13 protein-coding genes are annotated in these 18,644 nt (G+C 59.3%); 6 read left to right on the forward strand and 7 right to left on the reverse strand.

Features of this window, described 5'->3' with window-relative positions:
- Positions 1-67: 67 nt before the first annotated feature.
- Positions 68-1,105, reverse strand: coding sequence for a bifunctional nicotinamide-nucleotide adenylyltransferase/Nudix hydroxylase (locus G3N59_RS23200; protein ID WP_205985129.1), 1,038 nt, complete (start codon positions 1,103-1,105; stop codon positions 68-70).
- Between the two features lie 271 nt (positions 1,106-1,376).
- Here G3N59_RS23200 and G3N59_RS23205 point away from each other — a divergent pair, with 271 nt between their 5' ends.
- A complete protein-coding gene (locus tag G3N59_RS23205; protein ID WP_205985130.1) occupies positions 1,377-1,841 on the forward strand; it encodes an SET domain-containing protein-lysine N-methyltransferase in 465 nt (154 codons plus the stop codon).
- Between the two features lie 287 nt (positions 1,842-2,128).
- Here the strand turns inward: G3N59_RS23205 and G3N59_RS23210 are convergent, their stop codons facing one another.
- Positions 2,129-3,508: a replication initiation protein gene (locus G3N59_RS23210; protein WP_205985131.1), complete on the reverse strand. Its 1,380-nt coding sequence runs from the start codon at positions 3,506-3,508 to the stop codon at positions 2,129-2,131.
- 1,312 nt (positions 3,509-4,820) lie between these two features.
- On the opposite strand from G3N59_RS23210, the gene G3N59_RS23215 reads away from it, so the two are divergent.
- Entirely contained in the window at positions 4,821-6,029 is a 1,209-nt protein-coding gene (locus G3N59_RS23215; protein WP_205985132.1) for an AAA family ATPase, read from the forward strand.
- Positions 6,026-7,018, forward strand: coding sequence for a ParB/RepB/Spo0J family partition protein (locus G3N59_RS23220; RefSeq protein WP_205985133.1), 993 nt, complete (start codon positions 6,026-6,028; stop codon positions 7,016-7,018). Before G3N59_RS23215 ends, G3N59_RS23220 begins: the two co-directional genes overlap by 4 nt.
- Positions 7,019-9,757: 2,739 nt before the next feature.
- Here the strand turns inward: G3N59_RS23220 and G3N59_RS23225 are convergent.
- The 3 genes from G3N59_RS23225 to G3N59_RS23235 all read right to left on the reverse strand — a co-directional run bounded on the left by G3N59_RS23225 (position 9,758) and on the right by G3N59_RS23235 (position 13,140).
- Positions 9,758-10,348, reverse strand: coding sequence for a flavin reductase family protein (locus G3N59_RS23225; protein ID WP_205985134.1), 591 nt, complete (start codon positions 10,346-10,348; stop codon positions 9,758-9,760).
- Positions 10,349-10,446: 98 nt separating this feature from the next.
- On the reverse strand, positions 10,447-11,559 hold the full coding sequence (gene zapE / locus G3N59_RS23230; protein ID WP_205985135.1) for a cell division protein ZapE: 1,113 nt from the start codon (positions 11,557-11,559) through the stop codon (positions 10,447-10,449).
- Positions 11,560-11,844: 285 nt separating this feature from the next.
- Positions 11,845-13,140 carry a DUF2252 family protein gene (locus G3N59_RS23235; RefSeq protein ID WP_205985136.1) on the reverse strand — a complete coding sequence of 432 codons (1,296 nt, stop codon included), beginning with the start codon at positions 13,138-13,140 and terminating at the stop codon, positions 11,845-11,847.
- 256 nt (positions 13,141-13,396) lie between these two features.
- Here G3N59_RS23235 and G3N59_RS23240 point away from each other — a divergent pair, with 256 nt between their 5' ends.
- Positions 13,397-13,825: a hypothetical protein gene (locus tag G3N59_RS23240; protein ID WP_205985137.1), complete on the forward strand. Its 429-nt coding sequence runs from the start codon at positions 13,397-13,399 to the stop codon at positions 13,823-13,825.
- Between the two features lie 118 nt (positions 13,826-13,943).
- On the forward strand, positions 13,944-16,058 hold the full coding sequence (locus G3N59_RS23245) for a phospholipase C, phosphocholine-specific (RefSeq protein ID WP_205985138.1): 2,115 nt from the start codon (positions 13,944-13,946) through the stop codon (positions 16,056-16,058).
- A 116-nt stretch (positions 16,059-16,174) separates the two neighbouring features.
- On the opposite strand, the gene G3N59_RS23250 is transcribed toward G3N59_RS23245, so the two are convergent.
- On the reverse strand, positions 16,175-17,056 hold the full coding sequence (locus G3N59_RS23250; protein ID WP_205985139.1) for a LysR family transcriptional regulator: 882 nt from the start codon (positions 17,054-17,056) through the stop codon (positions 16,175-16,177).
- A 134-nt stretch (positions 17,057-17,190) separates the two neighbouring features.
- On the opposite strand from G3N59_RS23250, the gene G3N59_RS23255 reads away from it, so the two are divergent.
- Positions 17,191-17,616, forward strand: coding sequence for a VOC family protein (locus G3N59_RS23255; protein WP_205985140.1), 426 nt, complete (start codon positions 17,191-17,193; stop codon positions 17,614-17,616).
- Between the two features lie 66 nt (positions 17,617-17,682).
- On the opposite strand, the gene G3N59_RS23260 is transcribed toward G3N59_RS23255, so the two are convergent.
- On the reverse strand, positions 17,683-18,537 hold the full coding sequence (locus G3N59_RS23260) for an alpha/beta hydrolase (RefSeq protein ID WP_205985141.1): 855 nt from the start codon (positions 18,535-18,537) through the stop codon (positions 17,683-17,685).
- Positions 18,538-18,644: the final 107 nt, after the last annotated feature.

Here is an 18,644-nt window from a genome sequence, read left to right on the forward strand (position 1 = left end):
TCTATGCCGTTGAGAGTCCGCCGGGTCTTTCCCGACGGGGTAAAACTGTGCGTCCTGCTACGTGTGCCTAGAGTTTGCCGAGGAACAGATGCGCGATATCGAAGTGATCTTCGAACATCACGTCGCGCATGCGCGCAAACGTATTGAGCGGCACCCAGCGCGCCTTGTCGGCATCGTCGCCGCCCTTCACGCGCGGCAGATCGCCGACCGGAAAATGAAAGAGGAAAGCATGGGTGATGGTGCGCCCGCGCAGCGAGCGTTGCGGGTGATCGAAGACCTGACGGTCCTTGATCGAGCCGCGCAGCACCGGCTCGGGCAGCTTGAGGCCGGTTTCTTCGCGCAGCTCGCGAATGCAGGCGGTTTCGAGGCGTTCGTCCTGATTGACGAAACCGCCTGGCAGCGCCCACAAGCCGCGGCCCGGTTCGCTACGACGACGCACCAGCAGGATATGGCCGGAGTGCACGACGAGCGCATCGACGGTCACGAAAGTCACGGGATAAGGCGCAGCAGCCCAGGCCTTCTGATACCCGGCGATGAATTCGGCTTCCGATTTCAGTTGCGCAAATTCGGGCCGCGTACGAAAACCTTCGAGCCAGTTGTGCACCGGCGCGGGCACAGCCCACGAGACGAAGCTGTTGCTGCGCTCCGCAAACAACTGCTCGCGAATCTCGGTCGCGGAGATGTCTTCGGTGGCGTCCGTTTCGACAAAGTCCCACTGCGGGAACATGCGCAGATAGTACGAGCTGCTGTCCTTCTCGTGCCCGATCAAGCCGATACGGCGGCCCGTGGTGTCGCCCAGTTGCGCGGCCACGGCGTCCTGAATCCAGCGCAGCCAGTCGCCGTCGTTGTACATCGAGTCTTGCACGGGCGCGATAAGTACCCGCTCGCGCTCGTCTTCGTCGAGCATGGCGAGAATCATCTGGCGGCGTTCGTCGAAGGAGAACGGGTCCTTGATGGTACGCGGGCGGTCGGTCGAACCAATCAGCACACAGACACGCGTAGCGAGTCCCAATGCGCGGCGCAGCACATCGAGGTGACCACGATGCGGCGGCTGGAAACGGCCAATGAAAATCAGTGCGTCGAAACGCGAGGTATTCGTGCTCATGAGGCTCCCTCAAGAGATTGGCGGTCGTGGGTCTGTCCCTTGACCGAGCGATTATCGTAACGCTGTCAGCGCGATCGCGTCAACCGGTTTGCCGCGCTTTCGGCGATACGAGGATGCGCGAACGCCGCCAAAGCGCTGCACGGGCATATTCGAAACGTCATATTCGCGACTATTTTCTCGACTTATACTCGCGCGAATACAAGGCGCCGGTCGTGTCCTGGCCGGGCGCATCGTCCCCAATCGCATCGTCTTCACTCTCGTTACGGCGATCATGAAACGTGTGTCCGTCCGGCAATCGCCGGTGCATGGCAAAGGCGTATTCGCACTCTGCGGGCTGCGCGCCGGCGAGCGCATCTTCGAATACAAAGGCATGGTGACGACGTGGCGCGAGGCCGCGCGCTGGAATGCGCGGCGCGATGTCTCGGGTCATACCTTCCTGTTCGGTTTGTCCGATGGTCGCGTAATCGACGGCGGGCGTGGCGGCAATGGCGCGCGCTGGCTCAATCACGCGTGCGCCGCAAACTGCGAAGCCGTGGAAGACAGTGGCCGCGTCTATATCGAAACGATCCGCGAGATTGCTGCGGGCGAGGAACTGTTCATCGATTACGCGCTGGAGATCGACCAGCAGACCGACGACGAAGCCCAGCGCGAATATGCGTGCCGCTGCGGCACGCCTTGCTGCCGGGGCACGATGCTAGGCGCCGGCGCAGTGGAAACGGTTGTTGTGGCAGCGTGATTTGCTGAGGATTACCAGGTAATTCGCGCCGAAGTTCGCGCTTGACGGTGAGTGTCGAGCGCCCGGCGTGCGGCCATCGAGGCGCAAAAGTTATCCACAGTTTCCGGGGATAACTCTTGGGATAAGCCTTCGGATGAATCGCCCAAGTCATTGATCCCACGTCGATATTTTTCGACGCGCTTCGGGATCATCGGGCTGCCTGCACACTATGCGCAAAGTCGCGCCCGGACGGCGCGATCGCAACGATTTTCTGCCAGGCACGTCGCCCCGCCGCGAGGGCAGGGGACTCACAGCCCGCTCTGTTTGAGCTTGCCGTAGACGAACTGACCGAAGTACCAGGACAGATCGGAGTGATTGAGGATGTTCACATCGGAAAGCGCACCGGCCTCGAGCTTCAGGCGGCGCAGCATGAGCTTGCCGGCCTGCGAGGCGATGTAAAGACGCACGAGCTCCTTGCGGGTCTTCTCGTCGGCCGATTCGAAATGCTCGCGACCGCGCTGCACTTCGTCGTTACGGCGCGTGCGGGCCTCTTCGTCGCGGGCGGCGATGCTCTGCTTCACCGCAGTGGTGGTCGCCGCCTTGGCGGTTTCTTCGGCGTCCACAGCCGCCGCGCGTTCGCCCTGGATCGCCACCATCTTGCGCTCGGCCTCCGAGACCTGCCAGTTGTGGCTCAGCGCCTTCATGAGGTAACCGGCCGGGCTCTTCGTCACCTTGCCCTGGTTGAGGCGGAAACGCGTGTACTCGATCGCCTGCTGGATGCGCTCGTCGGTCCAGTTCACGCGATGCTCGGCGATCACGTCGAACTGCTTGTTGCTCAGGCCGAATTCCTCTTTGAGCGTGAGCAGCAGGTCGTGCGCGTCGGGCTGACGGCTCAACATCGCCGCAACCGTGTCCTTGCGCTTCAGGCGAAAGCGGATCTTGTTGATCTTGCGCGAGGTCTCGGAGTCGGCACGCGTCTCGTAGCTCAGGTCGATATCCGACAGCTCGTTGATCTGCTTGACCGCAGGATCGAGGTATTTGGGCCGGAAATGTTTGAACTCGGATGCACTCGAACCCAGCTTGCCCGGCCAGCGGCGCATGACGTCGAGCTCGATCCAGTCGGTCAGGCCGGCGAGCACATAGGGCTGCACGTAGTCGTAAATCGCGCGCGCAAAAGTCTGCGAAAACGCGGCGGTGATGCACAGGTTGAGCCAGTGATGCTTCTCCGGCCCGGTGATGTGGCGCAGCATCAGCGGCGGAATGCGGAACTGGATACGCCCCTTGCCGATCTTGACGCTGCCCATCAACTGCTCGGAAATCCACTGGTCGTCTTCGCTGGGCGCGCGGTCCGGCGGCGTGTCGGTCACTTCGATCAGGACGCGCTGCGCTTCCTTGATCACGCTCTGAAGGTGACGCACGTTGCGGCTTTCGTAGCGCATCAACCACTTGAAGTAGTTGAGGTCGACGTCGTAGGTCTCGTGCGGAACCGGCTCCTGGGCCGCGATGAAATACGCCGCGTCGATGAAACGCCGCGACGACAGGCCGAGCCCGTTGATGGCAACGAAAACGTTGTTGCGCTGAAAGCCGATCTCTCTCGTGCTCTCGCTGATAGGTTGCCCGGACATCTCTTCGAACAACCCAAGCGACATTTGCTGGGTGGTCGTCCTGCGTCCGCTGTCCTCCGACATTCGCGTGCTCTCCGTCGATATTGGCGGGGACTCTATCACTCCGTTTACACAAGTCAACACAATAACCGTTACCTCAAACGCCACGTACGAAAAGCGTCGACACAAAAAACGTGCCGAACTGCACATAAACCGCGCCATCCCATGCACATAAAACGGCACCCTTGCGCACATAGAACGATGCCTTTTGCACATAGACCGTTTCTTTCCGAGGGCAAGTCTTTGAAATCAAAGAATTCAGCGCGCTACGTTAGTGGGTTTGTAGGTTTTTTGTTTTTAAGTAAACAAACCAACCTCGTAAAAAAAGACGCTTGGTACCGAAATTTGTGCTGATCGGCTAGCAGAACAGGGAGATCTGACGCTTGAGCGCATGTGATCGAGCCGCAAGCCGCGCTCATTGCTGTTTTATTGGGCAATCCAGGGTTAACACGAGGTTTTGTGACTGGGAAACGCTCGATAGCAAGGCAACGTTTTGTGTGCATCTCCTGGATCGGAGGGTAACGGTTCATGTGCAGATGAGGATTCAAGTCCTTTCGGCGCAGCGAAATTGCGTTTGGTAACGGTTTTTGTGCGGATTGAAGCCGGAGACAGCGATGTAGTGGTTTTTGTGCGCGGAAGTGTGGCGCGAGAGAAGGCAACGTTTAATGTGCAGCCGCGGGTATCGGCATCCTTTACGGCGTCAGCGGCTGTTCTTAGGGCGGCGGGTAACGGTTTTTGTGCGATCAAGCTGCCTGACGCCGCTCGCCGCGGGGTTCCGCTGGGCTTTCGCAGTATTCAGTTTGCTATTTCTGTACAAGCATGATGATTCGCGTGCGTTTTTTGTGCAGATGTATGGAAGTGCAGCGCTCGCAAGGATTCTGGAGAAATGCGGTAACGGATTTTGTGCCATTTCGCCGCGTACACGAGTGCAGCCGCAGTAAAAAAATACAATAGCCGTTGTGGCAATTCCAAAGCGACTGCGTGGACTTGTACCAAATGGCGAAAGTGCACAAAAACCGTGACTTCTGCGAATTGGCGCTTGCCGACGCTGCAAGAGGCGTCTGGGTCAACGCCGGGTTAGTCGTCGCGGCAGGAGACTTCTCAGTGGTTTCTTGAAGATTTGCTTAAAAAATAGGCAAATCAACGGAGAGGGCCTTAGGGGCCTCCAGGCGGGCTTGGCCGTTCGGGATAGGCCAACGGCTGGACGAGCCCGTCCGAAGCCGTTATAGCGCGAATAAAAAGGTCGTTTTTTTCGAAAACCGGTCTCAATCAGTGTGTTTCGATACGCTTTTCCTGTATTCTACGCTTTATCAAAATTCCGATGAAAAGCGTATTAATGGCAAAGACTATCGAATTTCCATCAATTGACCGGCGCGTCGACCTTTCGGCTGTCACGCACTTTGCGGAAGAGGCGGGTCTACTGTCGGAAGAGCTTCGGGAAATGATGCTGGCGCCGAAGCCGCGCAAGATGGCACCGACGTTTACCTCGGCGCAGGTTGCGGAACTGTGCGGTATCGACCGGATCAAGCTCAATAATCTGTTGGCTACGCGCGAAGGGTTGCCCCAAGGCGAAGCACAAGGCTCGGGACGCAGCCGGGTGTTTACGTTGCCTGAAGCGCGTGTCTGGGTCCAGCAGGTTTCGGATATTTATCAGACGCCGCTCCACACCGGCGTGCGCGATGCGGACGGCAAGGTCATTCTCGTTGCGAACTTCAAGGGCGGTTCGACCAAAACGACGACGACGATGTGCCTCGCACAAGGGCTGACGCTGCGCGGCCGCCGCGTGCTGCTCATCGACCTCGACCCGCAAGCTTCGTTGACAGAGCTCTGCGGTCTCTATGCGGAGAAGGAAGTGACGGAGGACAGCACGGTCCTGCCGTACATCTACGATCCGCAAATGGAAGGCGGCCTGCTGAACTTCGTCCAGCCGACGTATTGGGATGGACTTGATGTCATTCCCGCGCACCCGACGCTGTTCTCGGCAGAGTTTCACATTCCCGGCACTGTCATCAAGAACCCCGGATTCAAGTTCTGGGATCTGCTGCGCGAAGGCGTGAAATCGCTGCGCCAGCACTATGACTACATCCTGCTGGATACCGCGCCCTCGCTCTCGTATCTGACGATCAATGCGCTGATGGCAGCGGACGCAATGGTGATGCCGCTCGTGCCGGAGAGTCTCGACTTCATCAGCTCGGTGTCGTTCTGGAGCCTCTTCTCCGATCTCGCACACACCATCATGGAGCGCGGTGACGAGAAAACCTACGACTTCGTCTCAGTGCTGCTTTCGAAGGTCGACTACGGCAAGACGTCATCGGCGCCGGTTGTGCGCTCGTGGGTGCAGCGTACCTATAAGGATTGGGTGAGCTCGGTGGAAGTGCCGGCGAGCTCGGCGATGAGCAACGGCGCCTTGGCTATGGCCACGGTCTTCGACATCAGCAAGGGCGATCTGGCAGACAAGACGGTCGCGCGGGTTCGGCAACCGCTCACCGACTACGTGCGCTGGATCGACGATCTCTACGTTGAACAATGGAGGGCCGGGAAATGAGTTCGTTCCGCGACAAGATGGCGGCGAAGACCGCCGAGCTTGGCTCGGCCTCCGAGCGTCAAACCACCGAACGCCCGGCGCCAGTGGCCCAGGAACCGCGCCGTAGTAGCGCTTTCAAGACCGGCCCCGGCATGCTCGGCGCACTGGCGGTCGCGCAGCAGCGTATTCAGGAACTGGAGACGAATAGCGACAAGCTGATGTTGCCGGTCAGCGCGATCCAGCCAAATCCTTGGCAGCCGCGCAAGATATTCAGCGACGAGGGTCTGGCATCGCTTGCTGAATCGATCCGTGAAGTTGGCCTCGTTGAACCGGTAGTCGTGCGTCGCGCCGATCACGGTTATCAACTGATTGCTGGTGAGCGTCGGCTTCGCGCGCATGTGATTCTGCACGCGGAAGAGATCCGCGCGTCGGTGATCGAGTGCTCCGACCAGGATATGGCGGTGCTGGCGTTGGTGGAGAACGTCGGTCGCGAAGATCTCACGGACTACGAAATCGGTCAGTCGCTGCGCCGCGCAGAACAGGAATTTCCGACGCGTACGCGCATGGCTGAAGCGCTGGGTATGTCGCGCAAGGGGCTGTATCGATTCCTGTCGTTCGAAAAACTTCCGGATTTTGTTCGCCGCGATCTCGATCTGAATCCGCGCCTGCTGGGCGGCTCGGCGGCGGATGAGATTGTTTCGGCGATCAAGAAACACGGTGCGGGTGGGCTTTCTGCTGCGCGCGAATTGTGGCCGGCAGTCGTGGCTGGGACGCTGGATCAAGGCAAGCTGGCCGCCGCGATCGGCGCGCAGTCGAACCGAAGCGAGGTCCCGCAGAGCGTTTCAGAACGTAGCATCGAGAAGATTTTCTCGGGGAAGAGCCACGCGGGTAGTATCACGAAGGACACGAATAGCTTCACGGTGAAGCTGAAGACGGGTGTGCTTTCGGATGCTCAGGAGACGCAGATTCGTGAATTGATCAACGAACTGTTCAATGTGAAACCCGGCTGAGTGGATTGGCTGGAATTTGGATTGAGGTTTAAGCCCGCGAAAGCGGGCTTTTTTTATTGGTGCGCTGAAGGAGTGTGTCGAGTCGACACGGGCGGTGGGCATGCTGGTGCTGGCTGCTTGTGTCGACTCGACACATGGAATTAGCTTAGGTCGCGACAGGAGATTGTTTCGACTCTGCAGGTTGCTGGAGTAGGAGACCGGGAGGCAATGGCGACATGTGTCGAGTCGACACACGCATGGCATTTCGACGGAACATTTGGCGTCTCGACGCGTTTGCACTCGCTCGGGGGCACTGGAGCATGCGGAGCGCTGATCTTGATTAGGCGCTCATCTTTGCAGCGATCGGTTCATTCACCCGGTCGTTGGAGGTGCGTATTCACTGCTACCGAGTCTTGGGAACACTGAGCGATCGATTGCGCTATGAGTCGTCGTGTGTCGACTCGACACACGACGATATGAGCGCTTGCCGCGACATTGGGCCAAACCTACCGAATGTTTGATCGTTGTTTCGGGCGATGCTCTGATCGTCGCGAGGAAGCGGCTACTGCCCATCGCTAATCCTCATCTCACACCGGCGAGTGTCCGATTCGAGCGCCGGCCTGCAAATCTGAGATGCAGGATATCTGTCCTATTCGCGAGTGCGGGGCAGCCAAACGGGTTTGTCAAAGCGAGCACTATTCGCTGCAGAACCGGGTATTCGAGAAGGGAAGGGTATTAGGGGGCAACTTTGCCTTGTTCGGATGTCGTGCGCCTTGTGTCGAGTCGACACAGTTAGTTCGTTTGAAGAAGGCACGTGGGCTGAGCGCGCCTCGGTCTAAGCGTTGGCAGAGTAAAGCCGACGCTTTGTACCGAGGCGAATACGGTGGAGTGCGCGATGTGATCGAGCAGGGCACCGTCAATTTTCTGTCTGCGACGGTTGGCTGTTCTCATGGCCCGCAGTCATGCGCGAGGCAAGGTCATGGGGACGCGCAGATGAACTGCGTGTTCCTGCCTGCTAGTGACTCTCCCTGAGGCCTGATGAGTTTGGGCAGGTCTCAATGGCCTTAGTCAACGCAGTCGGATCGGGCCGGCACGTGGCGCGACGCCTCGGTCTTTTGTGTCGACTCGACACATGACGTCGCGCACCCAACCGAACTGGGCGCGCGAGATAGGGCAGACAGCGAAGTATTGGACGATGCATCGGCAGGAAAGTGTGTGTCGTTTCGACACACGAGTGCTCAATGGAGATCGTTGTACTGGGCGCGATTTCGCCGCGTCGAGAACTCTGAGTTGGCTTTGTGGATGCTCTTTGCAATGTGCGGATCTGAGCGAAATAGGCAGCGGTTTGCTCCGTGGGGAATCGTTCCGGCCGAGAACGGGCGGCGACGGGGACACTAGCGAAACGCATCGAGCCGCCAATGAAGTCACTTATGTTCGCGAAGGCGAGCGACCTAAATGTGATGTATGCGGCTAGTTTCGATGCTCACGAACTGATTCGCGGTAACGCCACAGGTCATTGCGCCGTTAGCTTCACGAGGTCGTCGCCCGAACTGTGTCGACTCGACACAGGATTATTTTCCCAGCCGTCGGTTTGGGATTCCGCTAGCTAGGTGGACCAGGCAGCGCTTCACGCCCGCAGTTGCAGTTGCCCCAACTCAGGGGACACCGGTGTCTGTGTCGAGTCGACACACACGATTAAGGAAGGTCGACACGCTTGCGGAAAGCTCGGTGCCTCGATTTTGTCGAATGTGTACGCATCGATGTCGATGGACCAGAGCGGAATCCCATCGGAACGACAGGGCGATTCTAGACTTAGGTGAGTGCCAGTTTTCGCCGATGTCATGACGTGATTTGCGCGATGCGCGCGAACTGCTCAAGAAGGGCTAGCGGCACAGGATGCACTTAAGGGCGACGCGGTCTCCGCCATAACCGTGACCTCAGCGCTTGCCGAGCATAGGGCGCTTCTCTTCTCTGCACTGACCCCAACCAAGAATCGTTGCAAAATCGCGCTCGCCCCGGGAAGCTCTCGGCTGCGGAGAAGGCAGTATGTGTTGGCACATTCGGCGAACCGGTGCGAGACAGATAGCTAAAGCCGAGCAGACGGGTCTCGCGATACCGACAAGCCATTGCGATTTAAGCCGTCACTGCTCTCGACTTAGGCACATCTGTCAGCGCGCGGCAAACGTGACGATGAGCACTACGAGGATAGGGACGTTTGCTTAATACACATTGGGTGGTCAAACGCATGCAACCAGAGCAGTTAACGCAACTAACCATCAAAAATATCACGGCCCAGTTTGTGCAAAAAACAAACTGAATCGACACTGCTGACGATCTAGAGAGGTAAGTGGCTGAGATTGCGCCCGTATCCTCTGCTCAACTACGACCCCGCGATACCAATACGTCCAAAATCTAACCAAACTGCACCACTTCACACCGCCAAAACCCGCATTTAGCGGCCCAAAATCGCTGTCAGAACACATCTCGTGAAACATTCGCATCAAATCGAGAATTACGATAAAATCCTTATACATCAAGTGTTTGCGCAACGAAAACTTGTTCGGGCAAGCAATGTTCCACGGCGCGAAGTGTTTTAACCCTCATAAAAACAGCGCTTAAAGCACAATTACAAACAAGCGCACGAAAAATAGCCCAATACGTATATTTCACTACGTATTTTGTAATTAATCGAATAAACGACGCTTCAAACCGCAGCGGTTTCTCTTCCCGCCGCAGTCCGCTCAAATTCCCAGCACGCCTTTAGCCAGCAAGCGTTTGCGCTTTAACGGCATCGCTTGCAAGCGCGAAATTCCCGGCACCAAGATGATGGATCGTGTGCAGGTCGCGATTGCTTTCATCGAACACCCAATGTCCGCCATCGAAGACGCGCGGATCGGCAGCCGCTGACACCACTTCGCAGAAGCACGTGTCGTAAGCATCTTCGGTGTGCTTCTCAGAAATCAGTCTGCATTCCATCCACGCGGCGATACCTTGCTCGATAACGGGCACACCAAGCACTGGGCCTTTCACCGCGTCGATTTCGAATTGCGCGAACTTGTCTGTTTCGCGACCGCTGACGCTACCGACGGTAAAAGTCAGATCCATCGCAGCAGCACCCGGGACGCAGATCGCAAAGTTGCCGCTCGCGTGAATCAACTCACGCGTGAAGGTTTTCTTGTCGATGACTACGGCGATACGCGGTGGCGTAAATTCCACGGGCATCGACCACGCAGCGGCCATCACGTTATGACGAACTCCATCCGAACTGGTGACCAGGATTGTGGGGCCGTGATTGATGAGTCGACTCGCATGTTCGAGTGCGACAGGTTTAAAGCGGGAGAGGGTGTCCATCGTGTTGTCAGTCCTTCGTGTCGAGGTGCGAGGGACTGTACAACACTTGGAAAAATGCTGCGGCGCGCGCCGGAGCCCGGTGCCGTCAGAGGAGGGGGTTAGCTGGTGATTGTCGAAGAGCCCGAAACGGGCGCGGCGCTCGACACACTCGACACATCCGTGGTGCGATGCGTCCGCTCGAGTGCAGTCACATAATCGTGCGACTGCATTTCGGCGAGCCGGCTCGTTGTGCGCGATACATCGTGCGCACCATCCAGTCCTTCAAGCGCTGCCCGCACCGGGCGGTCCGACGCCATAAACAGCGCGTGCTTGCGGTCGTAGAGAATATCGATCAGCCAGACGAAGCGCTGCAGTACGTCACGCCGCTGGAGCATCGCCGTGTCCAAACGGTCAAGAATTACGCCGCGCCAGCGTTCGGCCAGCGCAAGATAGTCGAGGTGCGAACGTGGCGTGCCGCACAGCGCATCAAAGTCCACCCACACCAGTTGCTTGCCCGCCGCCGTGATTGGCAACGAGCGACCGGCCACTTCAATATCTGCGGGATGGATGGCTGCTTGCGCTTCGTATTCGGCAAAAACTGTCCACAGCGCTTCGCGCGTGCCATCGAGCGGGGCGAAGTAACGCGGTTGTGTCGACTCGACACACTTTTCCCGATAGTCGCGCGCGCCGTCGAACGCGATGATGTCGAAGTGACGCTCGATCCGCGCAATGGTCGGCTCGAAGCGCTCGTGAAATTCTGGGTCCGGCAAAAGCATGCGTGGCGCATAGTTCGAGGTCAGCACGATACGCGTGCCGCTCGTCAGTGCCGTTTCCAGAAATCGGCCGATCAGAAATGCGTCGGCGATATCGTGCACATGGAATTCGTCGAAGTAGAGCAGATCGACGCCGTCGAGCCACGCGCGCGACACATCGCCGAGCCGATCGTCGCTACGCGGTGCCTGCACGACCAGACGGTTGATGTCGCGAATGAACTGATGGAAATGGATGCGTCGTTTTGAACACGACGCGAGCGCGTAAATCGTGTCGACGATCAGACTTTTGCCGCGCCCAGGCAGACCGTGACAGTAGACGCCGCGATGCTCGCGTTGAGCCGCTTCCGCGCGGCTACCCTTGAGCAGGGCGCAGAGTGTGTCGATTGCCCTTTGCTGGCTTTCGTCCGCGACGATCCTCTTTTCGGCAAGTGCGTGGGCGATGGCGGACGGCTCGATCATGCGAAGACTCTAAATCAGCGTTGAAAAGGCGAGGCACGTACTCGACGCGCGGACGCGCCAGTTTATCAGCGAGGCTTCAAAGTCTGTCGTCATCCTTGCTTCCCGCCACACGACGCAGCGAGTGGATGCTGAGCCACGTGATCATCCAAAATCCCCACGCAATTGATGTTCGTAATTCGTAAAAATACATAGGATTGCATATCAATATACAGATTATAGAAATCGATAAGCATTGCGAATGAAAAATAAATTGCTACATCAAGCCACGTAAAACAAGCACAAAAATTACGCCGTTCGCTTGTCCGTTGCATAACGCCGGCAATGTTCCAGATACCCGGCTTCATGGCTGCTCGCCAGTTGCACCACACTGTTCCAGAGCCAAAGCGGCGCATCGATCGTCCTTGACCGGCTGCGCCGCAGTTCGGCAAGCCAGCCGCGTCGCGTCGGCGGGTCCATCTGCCGCGCGTGCGCCTTGCCTACCACGGCCGCGAGATAAAAGGCGACCTTGCGCGCATCGTCCTTATCGAGTTCGTCGATTTCGAGCTTGAGGTCTTGCGGCAGCAACTCGCGTATCACCACAGCGCGATCGAGCAGACGCGCGGCGCGCATGCGCTCGCCCAGAAACGGTGAAAGATGACGCGCGCCTTCGACGACACGTTCGGCGTTATCGCGCGGCATCGACGCATCTTCATAGCGCGGCGCAGCCGCTTTTACGCCTTCCTTGATGTCCATGAGACAGAGATCGTCGCCTTCGATCACACCGCCGTCCACATCGAGCAGCACCGCGTAACGCAGTCGCCCGAGCGAACTGCAGCCTTTCACCCAATACGCGGCATCGAGCACTTCCACGGCGCCTTCGTCGCTGCGACCGCGCAATCCTGTGGGCAAACTGGCGATCGCTTCATCGGCGAACAGCGACGCGATTGCCTTGCCCTCCGCGCGCGTGAGTGGCCAGAAGCGCTTGCCGAGCGGAATCGTCGGCCGGAGATCTTCGATGCGTTCTTCGGCGAGATGTCGCCACGAACGGCGTACCGCAAGCTTCATCGCCAGATGCACCGGCTCGGGCCGTTCAGGCAATTGCGGTTTTTTGCGCTTCGTTTCGAATGCCGATTGATAACCTGCGGCAAGCGCCTCGATCATGTGCACGATGGTGAGACCCGAGAGCGCCGATCCGCGCGCTGCCGTCGCAAGCGAAAGCCCAAGACGAATCAGATCGTGCGCAGGATTGCCGATGACGGTCTGATCGAGATCGCGAATATGCACCTCGACCTTGCCGTCCTGATTCGCAATCGGTCCGAGATTGCCGGTATGGCAATCGCCGCAGATCCAGATCGCCGGGCCGCGCGGCAGCGAACCGCCATTTGCATCGACGATCCATTCGTAAAACTGTTCGGTATTGCCGCGTACATAGGCATGCGGCGAGCGCGCCATTTTCAGGCGGCGCTGCTCGGTGAGAATCGCCTGGCGATCGGCGGGCTTCGGCAGTTTCTTTACGCGCTTTGCGTCTTTGGCGTCCAAAAGAAGCGCATTGTCCTGCGTCTCTTTTTTACTTTTCGATTTACTTTCGGTTTTGTTCGTCATTTGCGTCCCCTTCGCATGTGCGCAGGTGCAGTGCAAATGGCGTGCCTTGTTTTATTACGTTTTGAAAGGCATTCCCGCACCCAACTCACCAAACGTTACACAAACAGCGAATATCGACGAATCATGCGTCATAAAACTTAAAAGCGTTTTCGCTATGCTTCGACGTTGTCTTACCGCTGCTTTCCAGTGCGCGTAAGACGACGCTCGGGCCGCCTCCTCGAGCCGTTGTTGTGCCTCTATCTGGACGGAGACTTCGATGACGGTCGATTTCGTGCCGGCGCGCCCGCTATGGTGCAGCGCGCCGCGCAAACGTTTGAGCCTGCCCGGCGTGTTCTCACTCGCGCTTTTCAGCACTTTCGTTGCGTGCGCAACGAGTGCTTGCAGCAACCGCGACGACGACACACGCGTCGTGCTGACCACGCGCGCGGAACGCGATCTCGCGCAAACGCAGCCTGCGCCTGCCCTATCTGCTGCCGCGCAGCAGGGCACATCTGCGCTTGCGGGCGCGTTCTCGTCTCCATCGAATTCCCCAGACAGTGCAAATGGCGCCGCGGCGATCACCGCGATCGCTGTGCGCTCGCCCGCACGCGCCGCGGCTGTCTCCGATGGCGCAAGCGGGGCGGAAGGCATTGGCAGCACCGGCGACGCACCGCTCGCACCTCCCGACATTCACACCGCAGACTGACGTACCCGCAGCCGTACCCGAAACGCAGCACCCGGCCGCGCGACCCCGCGCCGTCTGCCGCCATATGGGCGGCGCGGCGTCGCGTGTGCCTTCTCAACCCGACGATGGAAACCACAATATGACTTCGAGAAGCCGCCGTGATTTTCTCCGCACCGCCGCGATGAGCGCCGGTTCGGCCACCGCCCTGACGATGCTGCCGCAAGGCATCCGCAACGCGCTTGCTATCCCCGCGAACAATCGCACGGGAAGCATCCGCGACGTCGAGCACATCGTCATCCTCATGCAGGAAAACCGTTCGTTCGACCATTACTTCGGCACGTTGCGTGGTGTGCGCGGCTTCGGCGATACGCGGGCCATCACGCTGCCCAACGGCAAACCGGTGTGGAACCAGCCGCTCGCTGCGGGTGTCGGCGAAGTGCTGCCGTTCCATCCCACCGCTGCAAATCTCGGCCTGCAGTTCATTCAGGATCTGCCGCACGACTGGCCGACCACGCACGCCGCGTGGAACGGCGGCCGCTACGATCAGTGGGTGCCCGCCAAGGGCACGACCACGATGGCCTACCTCACGCGCGACGATATTCCGTTTCACTACCAGCTCGCCGATGCCTTCACGATTTGCGACGCCTACCACTGCTCGACGCTGACCTCGACGGACCCGAACCGCTATTACATGTGGACGGGCTGGGTGGGCAACGACGGCAGCGGCGGCGGCCCGGTGGTCGATAACGCGGAAGCCGGTTATGGCTGGTCGACGTATCCCGAAGTCCTGCAAAACGCGGGCATTTCGTGGAAGATCTATCAGGACATCGGCGAAGGTCTGACCGCGAAAGGGTCGTGGGGCTGGACGGGCGATAACCCGTACATCGGCAATTACGGCGATAACTCGCTGCTCTATTTCACGCAATACCAGAACGCGCAGCCGGGCAACCCGCTCTACGATCGCGCACGCACGGGCACGAACGTGCTTAACGGCGGCGGTTATTTCGACGTGCTCAAGCAGGACGTGGCGAACAACACACTGCCGCAAGTGTCGTGGATCGTCGCGCCGGAAGCGTATACCGAGCATCCGAACTGGCCCGCGAACTATGGTGCGTGGTATGTCGATCAGGTGCTGCAGATTCTCACGTCGAATCCCGAGATCTGGAGCAAGACCGTGCTGCTCGTGAATTACGACGAGAACGACGGCTTCTTCGATCACATTGCGCCGCCGTTCGCACCCGCGTCGAGCGCGAATGGTTTGTCGACCGTCGATACCAGCAACGAGATTTTCCCGGGCAGCAGCAAGTACGCGTCCGGTCCGTACGGTCTGGGGCCGCGCGTGCCGATGCTGGTGGTTTCGCCCTGGTCGCGTGGCGGCTGGGTCTGTTCGCAGACGTTCGATCACACGTCGGTGATCCGCTTTATCGAAAAGCGCTTTGGTGAACAGCACAATCTGGCCGAGCCGAATATCACGCCGTGGCGTCGCGCGGTGTGCGGCGATCTGACGACGGCATTCAATTTCGCCACGCCGAATGCAGCGCTGCCTTCGCTGCCTTCGACGAGCAGCTACGCACCGCCGGATAAGATTCGTCATCCTGATTATGTGCCGGTGCCCCCGCTGGTGGGCAGCGTGCCGAAACAGGAGAGCGGGGTACGTCTTGCGCGCGCGTTGCCGTATGAACTGTTCGTGCGCTTCAATGCGAATGCATCGTCGGGCAAGGCGAAAGCGCACTTCATCAACACGGGGCGCGCGGGCGCGGTGTTCCTCGTCTACACGGCCAATAGCACCGATGCGCCGCTCACGTATACGGTCGAAGCGGGCAAGCGCCTGGAGGATCAGTTGACGATTGGCGCGACGGGCGCGTACGACTTCACCGTGCACGGGCCGAATGGTTTCCTGCGCCGCTTCGCAGGCAAGCAAACGCAGACGGGCTGGTTCGGCAGTGGCGAAACGGCGCGCCCGGAAGTGGCCGAAGGCTACGACGTGGCGAACGGCAATCTGCAATTGCGCCTTGAAAACACGGGCGGCGCGCGTTGCCAGTTCACCATCGTCAACGCCTACGATCCGGGCACGAAGATCCAGCGCACCGTGCGCGGCGGCGATACGGAACAGCTTTATCTCGACCTGCGTAACGCGTATGGCTGGTACGACCTGACGATCACTGTCGATAGCGACACGAGCTTCGTGCGCCGCATCGCGGGACACGTTGAAACGGGTCATCCGAGCTATAGCGATCCGGCGCTGGGCGGCTGATACGCGTAGTTTTTCTTTGTCGACCACGGTTGCGCCGCCCGGCGCGCCGTGGTTTTTTGTTGGCGCTCGATAAGGCAGATGTGGTCAGATGTGCGTTTCATCATCGACGATGCCGGTTACGAAGACGTCTGGTTAGCCGAATGATTCACCATGAGGCCGAGCAGCATGCGGGCCGCGTCGCTCATCTGCAGCACGTCGCGATGCACGATGCCGACGTCGCGATGAAACGCGTGATGGCCGAGATCGATCGCCCGCACCTGCGCCGGCCAGCGTCGATAGCTGGCCGTCTGCGGCACGAGCGCCACGCCCGCCCCCTTGCCGACCAGCGCGACGATGGCTTCCAGCTCGTCGAGTTCGCACACTTCCTGCACGACGATCTGCATGCGGCGCAGAAACCGGTCGACCAGACGGCCGCCAAACGAAGCGCGGTCGTAACGGATAAACGGCTGCTGCGAGAGCAGCCCCATCCAGTCGCTGCCTTTGAGCGCGCGCGGCACGATCAGCCGGAACGGTTCGCTCGCGATCGCACTCCAGCGCAAATCGCTCTGCAGCGTAAAGGGCGGCCGAATGATCGCGGCGAAATCGAGTTCGCCTGCATCGACCAGATTGACCAGTTCCATCGACACACCCGGCACCACCCGTGTGTGGGCGCCGGGACATTGCCGATGAAAGGCCGCGAGCGCGTCAGGCAATAGCGCGCGCTGCACCGAGGCAATCGCGCCGATATTCAAGCGCACCGCCACGGCAGGATCGACCGCGACCGTGCTCAGATTGCCGTAAAGGCGGATCACTTCCTGCGCCTGCACGAGCAGTTGCTGGCCGCGCGCACTTAAACGCGCGTTACGGCCTTCACGCTCGAATAGCGCAAAACCCAGTTCGCTTTCCAGGCGCTGCATTTGAGCGCTCACGGCAGCTTGAGTCAGGCCGATGCGCTTGCCGGCGGCGGCAAACGTGCCTTCTCGCGCCACGGCCAGCAGCGTTTTGAGTTCGCGGATCATTCACAAAAAATTTTGATGGATCGGGAAATTATAGTTTGATTTTATTTTTCAACGATACGGCCTAACATGGCGCGAACCGTTTCCCTGCGGGACGCTCACCCACAATCCCGACAGTACAAAACAAGGAGCCCACCATGAGTCTTTCGCCGTTTCATCTGGCGATTCCCGTCTACGATCTGCCCGCCGCGCGCGACTTTTATGGCCGTGTATTCGGTCTCGCCGAAGGTCGATCAAGCACGCATTGGGTCGATTTCGACTTCTTCGGCCATCAGCTGGTGATTCACGAACATCCGAAGACGGCTTCGCAGGACGCGGCGCACACCAACGCCGTGGACGGCCATGATGTGCCGGTGCCGCATTTCGGCGTGGTGCTGGAATGGACGCAGTGGGAAGCGCTGGCGCAGCGCTTGCGCGAGTTCGGCACGCAGTTCGTGATCGAACCGTATATCCGTTTTCAGGGGCAGGTGGGCGAACAGGCCACGATGTTCCTGTTCGATCCGTGCGGCAATGCGCTGGAATTCAAGGCGTTCAAGGATATTGGGCAACTGTTTGCCAAATGAACGCCTGATGTGCCGAAAGGCGCGCGCGGGAATGCGCGCGCCTGGCAAAACGAATGACTAAAAGAATCAGCCTTCGTAGATGAAGTTGCGCACGTGCGTATTGAAGAGATCGGCGTGCGTGCCGTTCATGCCGTGCGTTGCGCCCTTCATCGTGACGCGCTGCGCAAACTCAATCCACTCGTCGAGCGCTTCGACGTTGTTGCGGAACATCAGCGGGCTGCGCTGACCGTCGATCAGCAGCGTGCGGCACTTGATGTCGCCAGCCGGGCGGCGCGTGTAAGCGGGCAGCGGATCTTCGAGTTGCTTGGCCAGCGTCGTGGCATTGGCGATCGCCATTTCGCGGAACGCGTGCGTGCTCTTGCGCCACGCGCCGGGCATGCTGACCGAATCCACAAACAGTTCCAGACCGTCTTCGAGCTGACCGTCGTCGATCAGGCCGACCGCGCGCGAACGCAGCGCGTTGGTGGCCGGCGGCATGACGTCGTCGTCTTCTTCGAGGCGGCGCAGCGGGCCACCCGGATCGGCGAGCACGAGCGTGCGCACGAGACGCGGATAACGGCGCGCAAGGTGATACGCGATGCTGCCGCCGCGCGAGTGACCGACCAGGTGCACGGATTCCAGACCCAGCGCGACGATGAAATCGGCCAGTTCGTGCAGATGGCTTTCCCAGCCGAAATCGCCCTGGATGCAGGCGTCGGCGGCCGGCCAGTAGTGGCTCAGGCTCGGCGCGATGCAGCGGAAATCGTCTTCGAGGCCGTCGAGTTGCGGCTCCCAGTAGCGGTAATCGCACAGCGAGCCGTGGACAAACAGCAGCGGCTCACCGGTCCCCCGTTCGAGGTAGGGCAGAACGACGCCCGAGTCGAGCGTCGCGAACGACAGATCGGGCGGGGCAAGCAGGGACGGATCGATGCGCTGGTTCAAGGAAGTCACTCCATTCGCGGAGATGACACTTTGCCGCATCAGAACGCTTATGGGAAACGCATTAAATTGAAGCTTGCTATCAGTTTTTCTGATTGACTGCTGGGTGA

The organism is Paraburkholderia sp. Ac-20340, assembly GCF_017104965.1.
Lineage (GTDB): Bacteria > Pseudomonadota > Gammaproteobacteria > Burkholderiales > Burkholderiaceae > Paraburkholderia.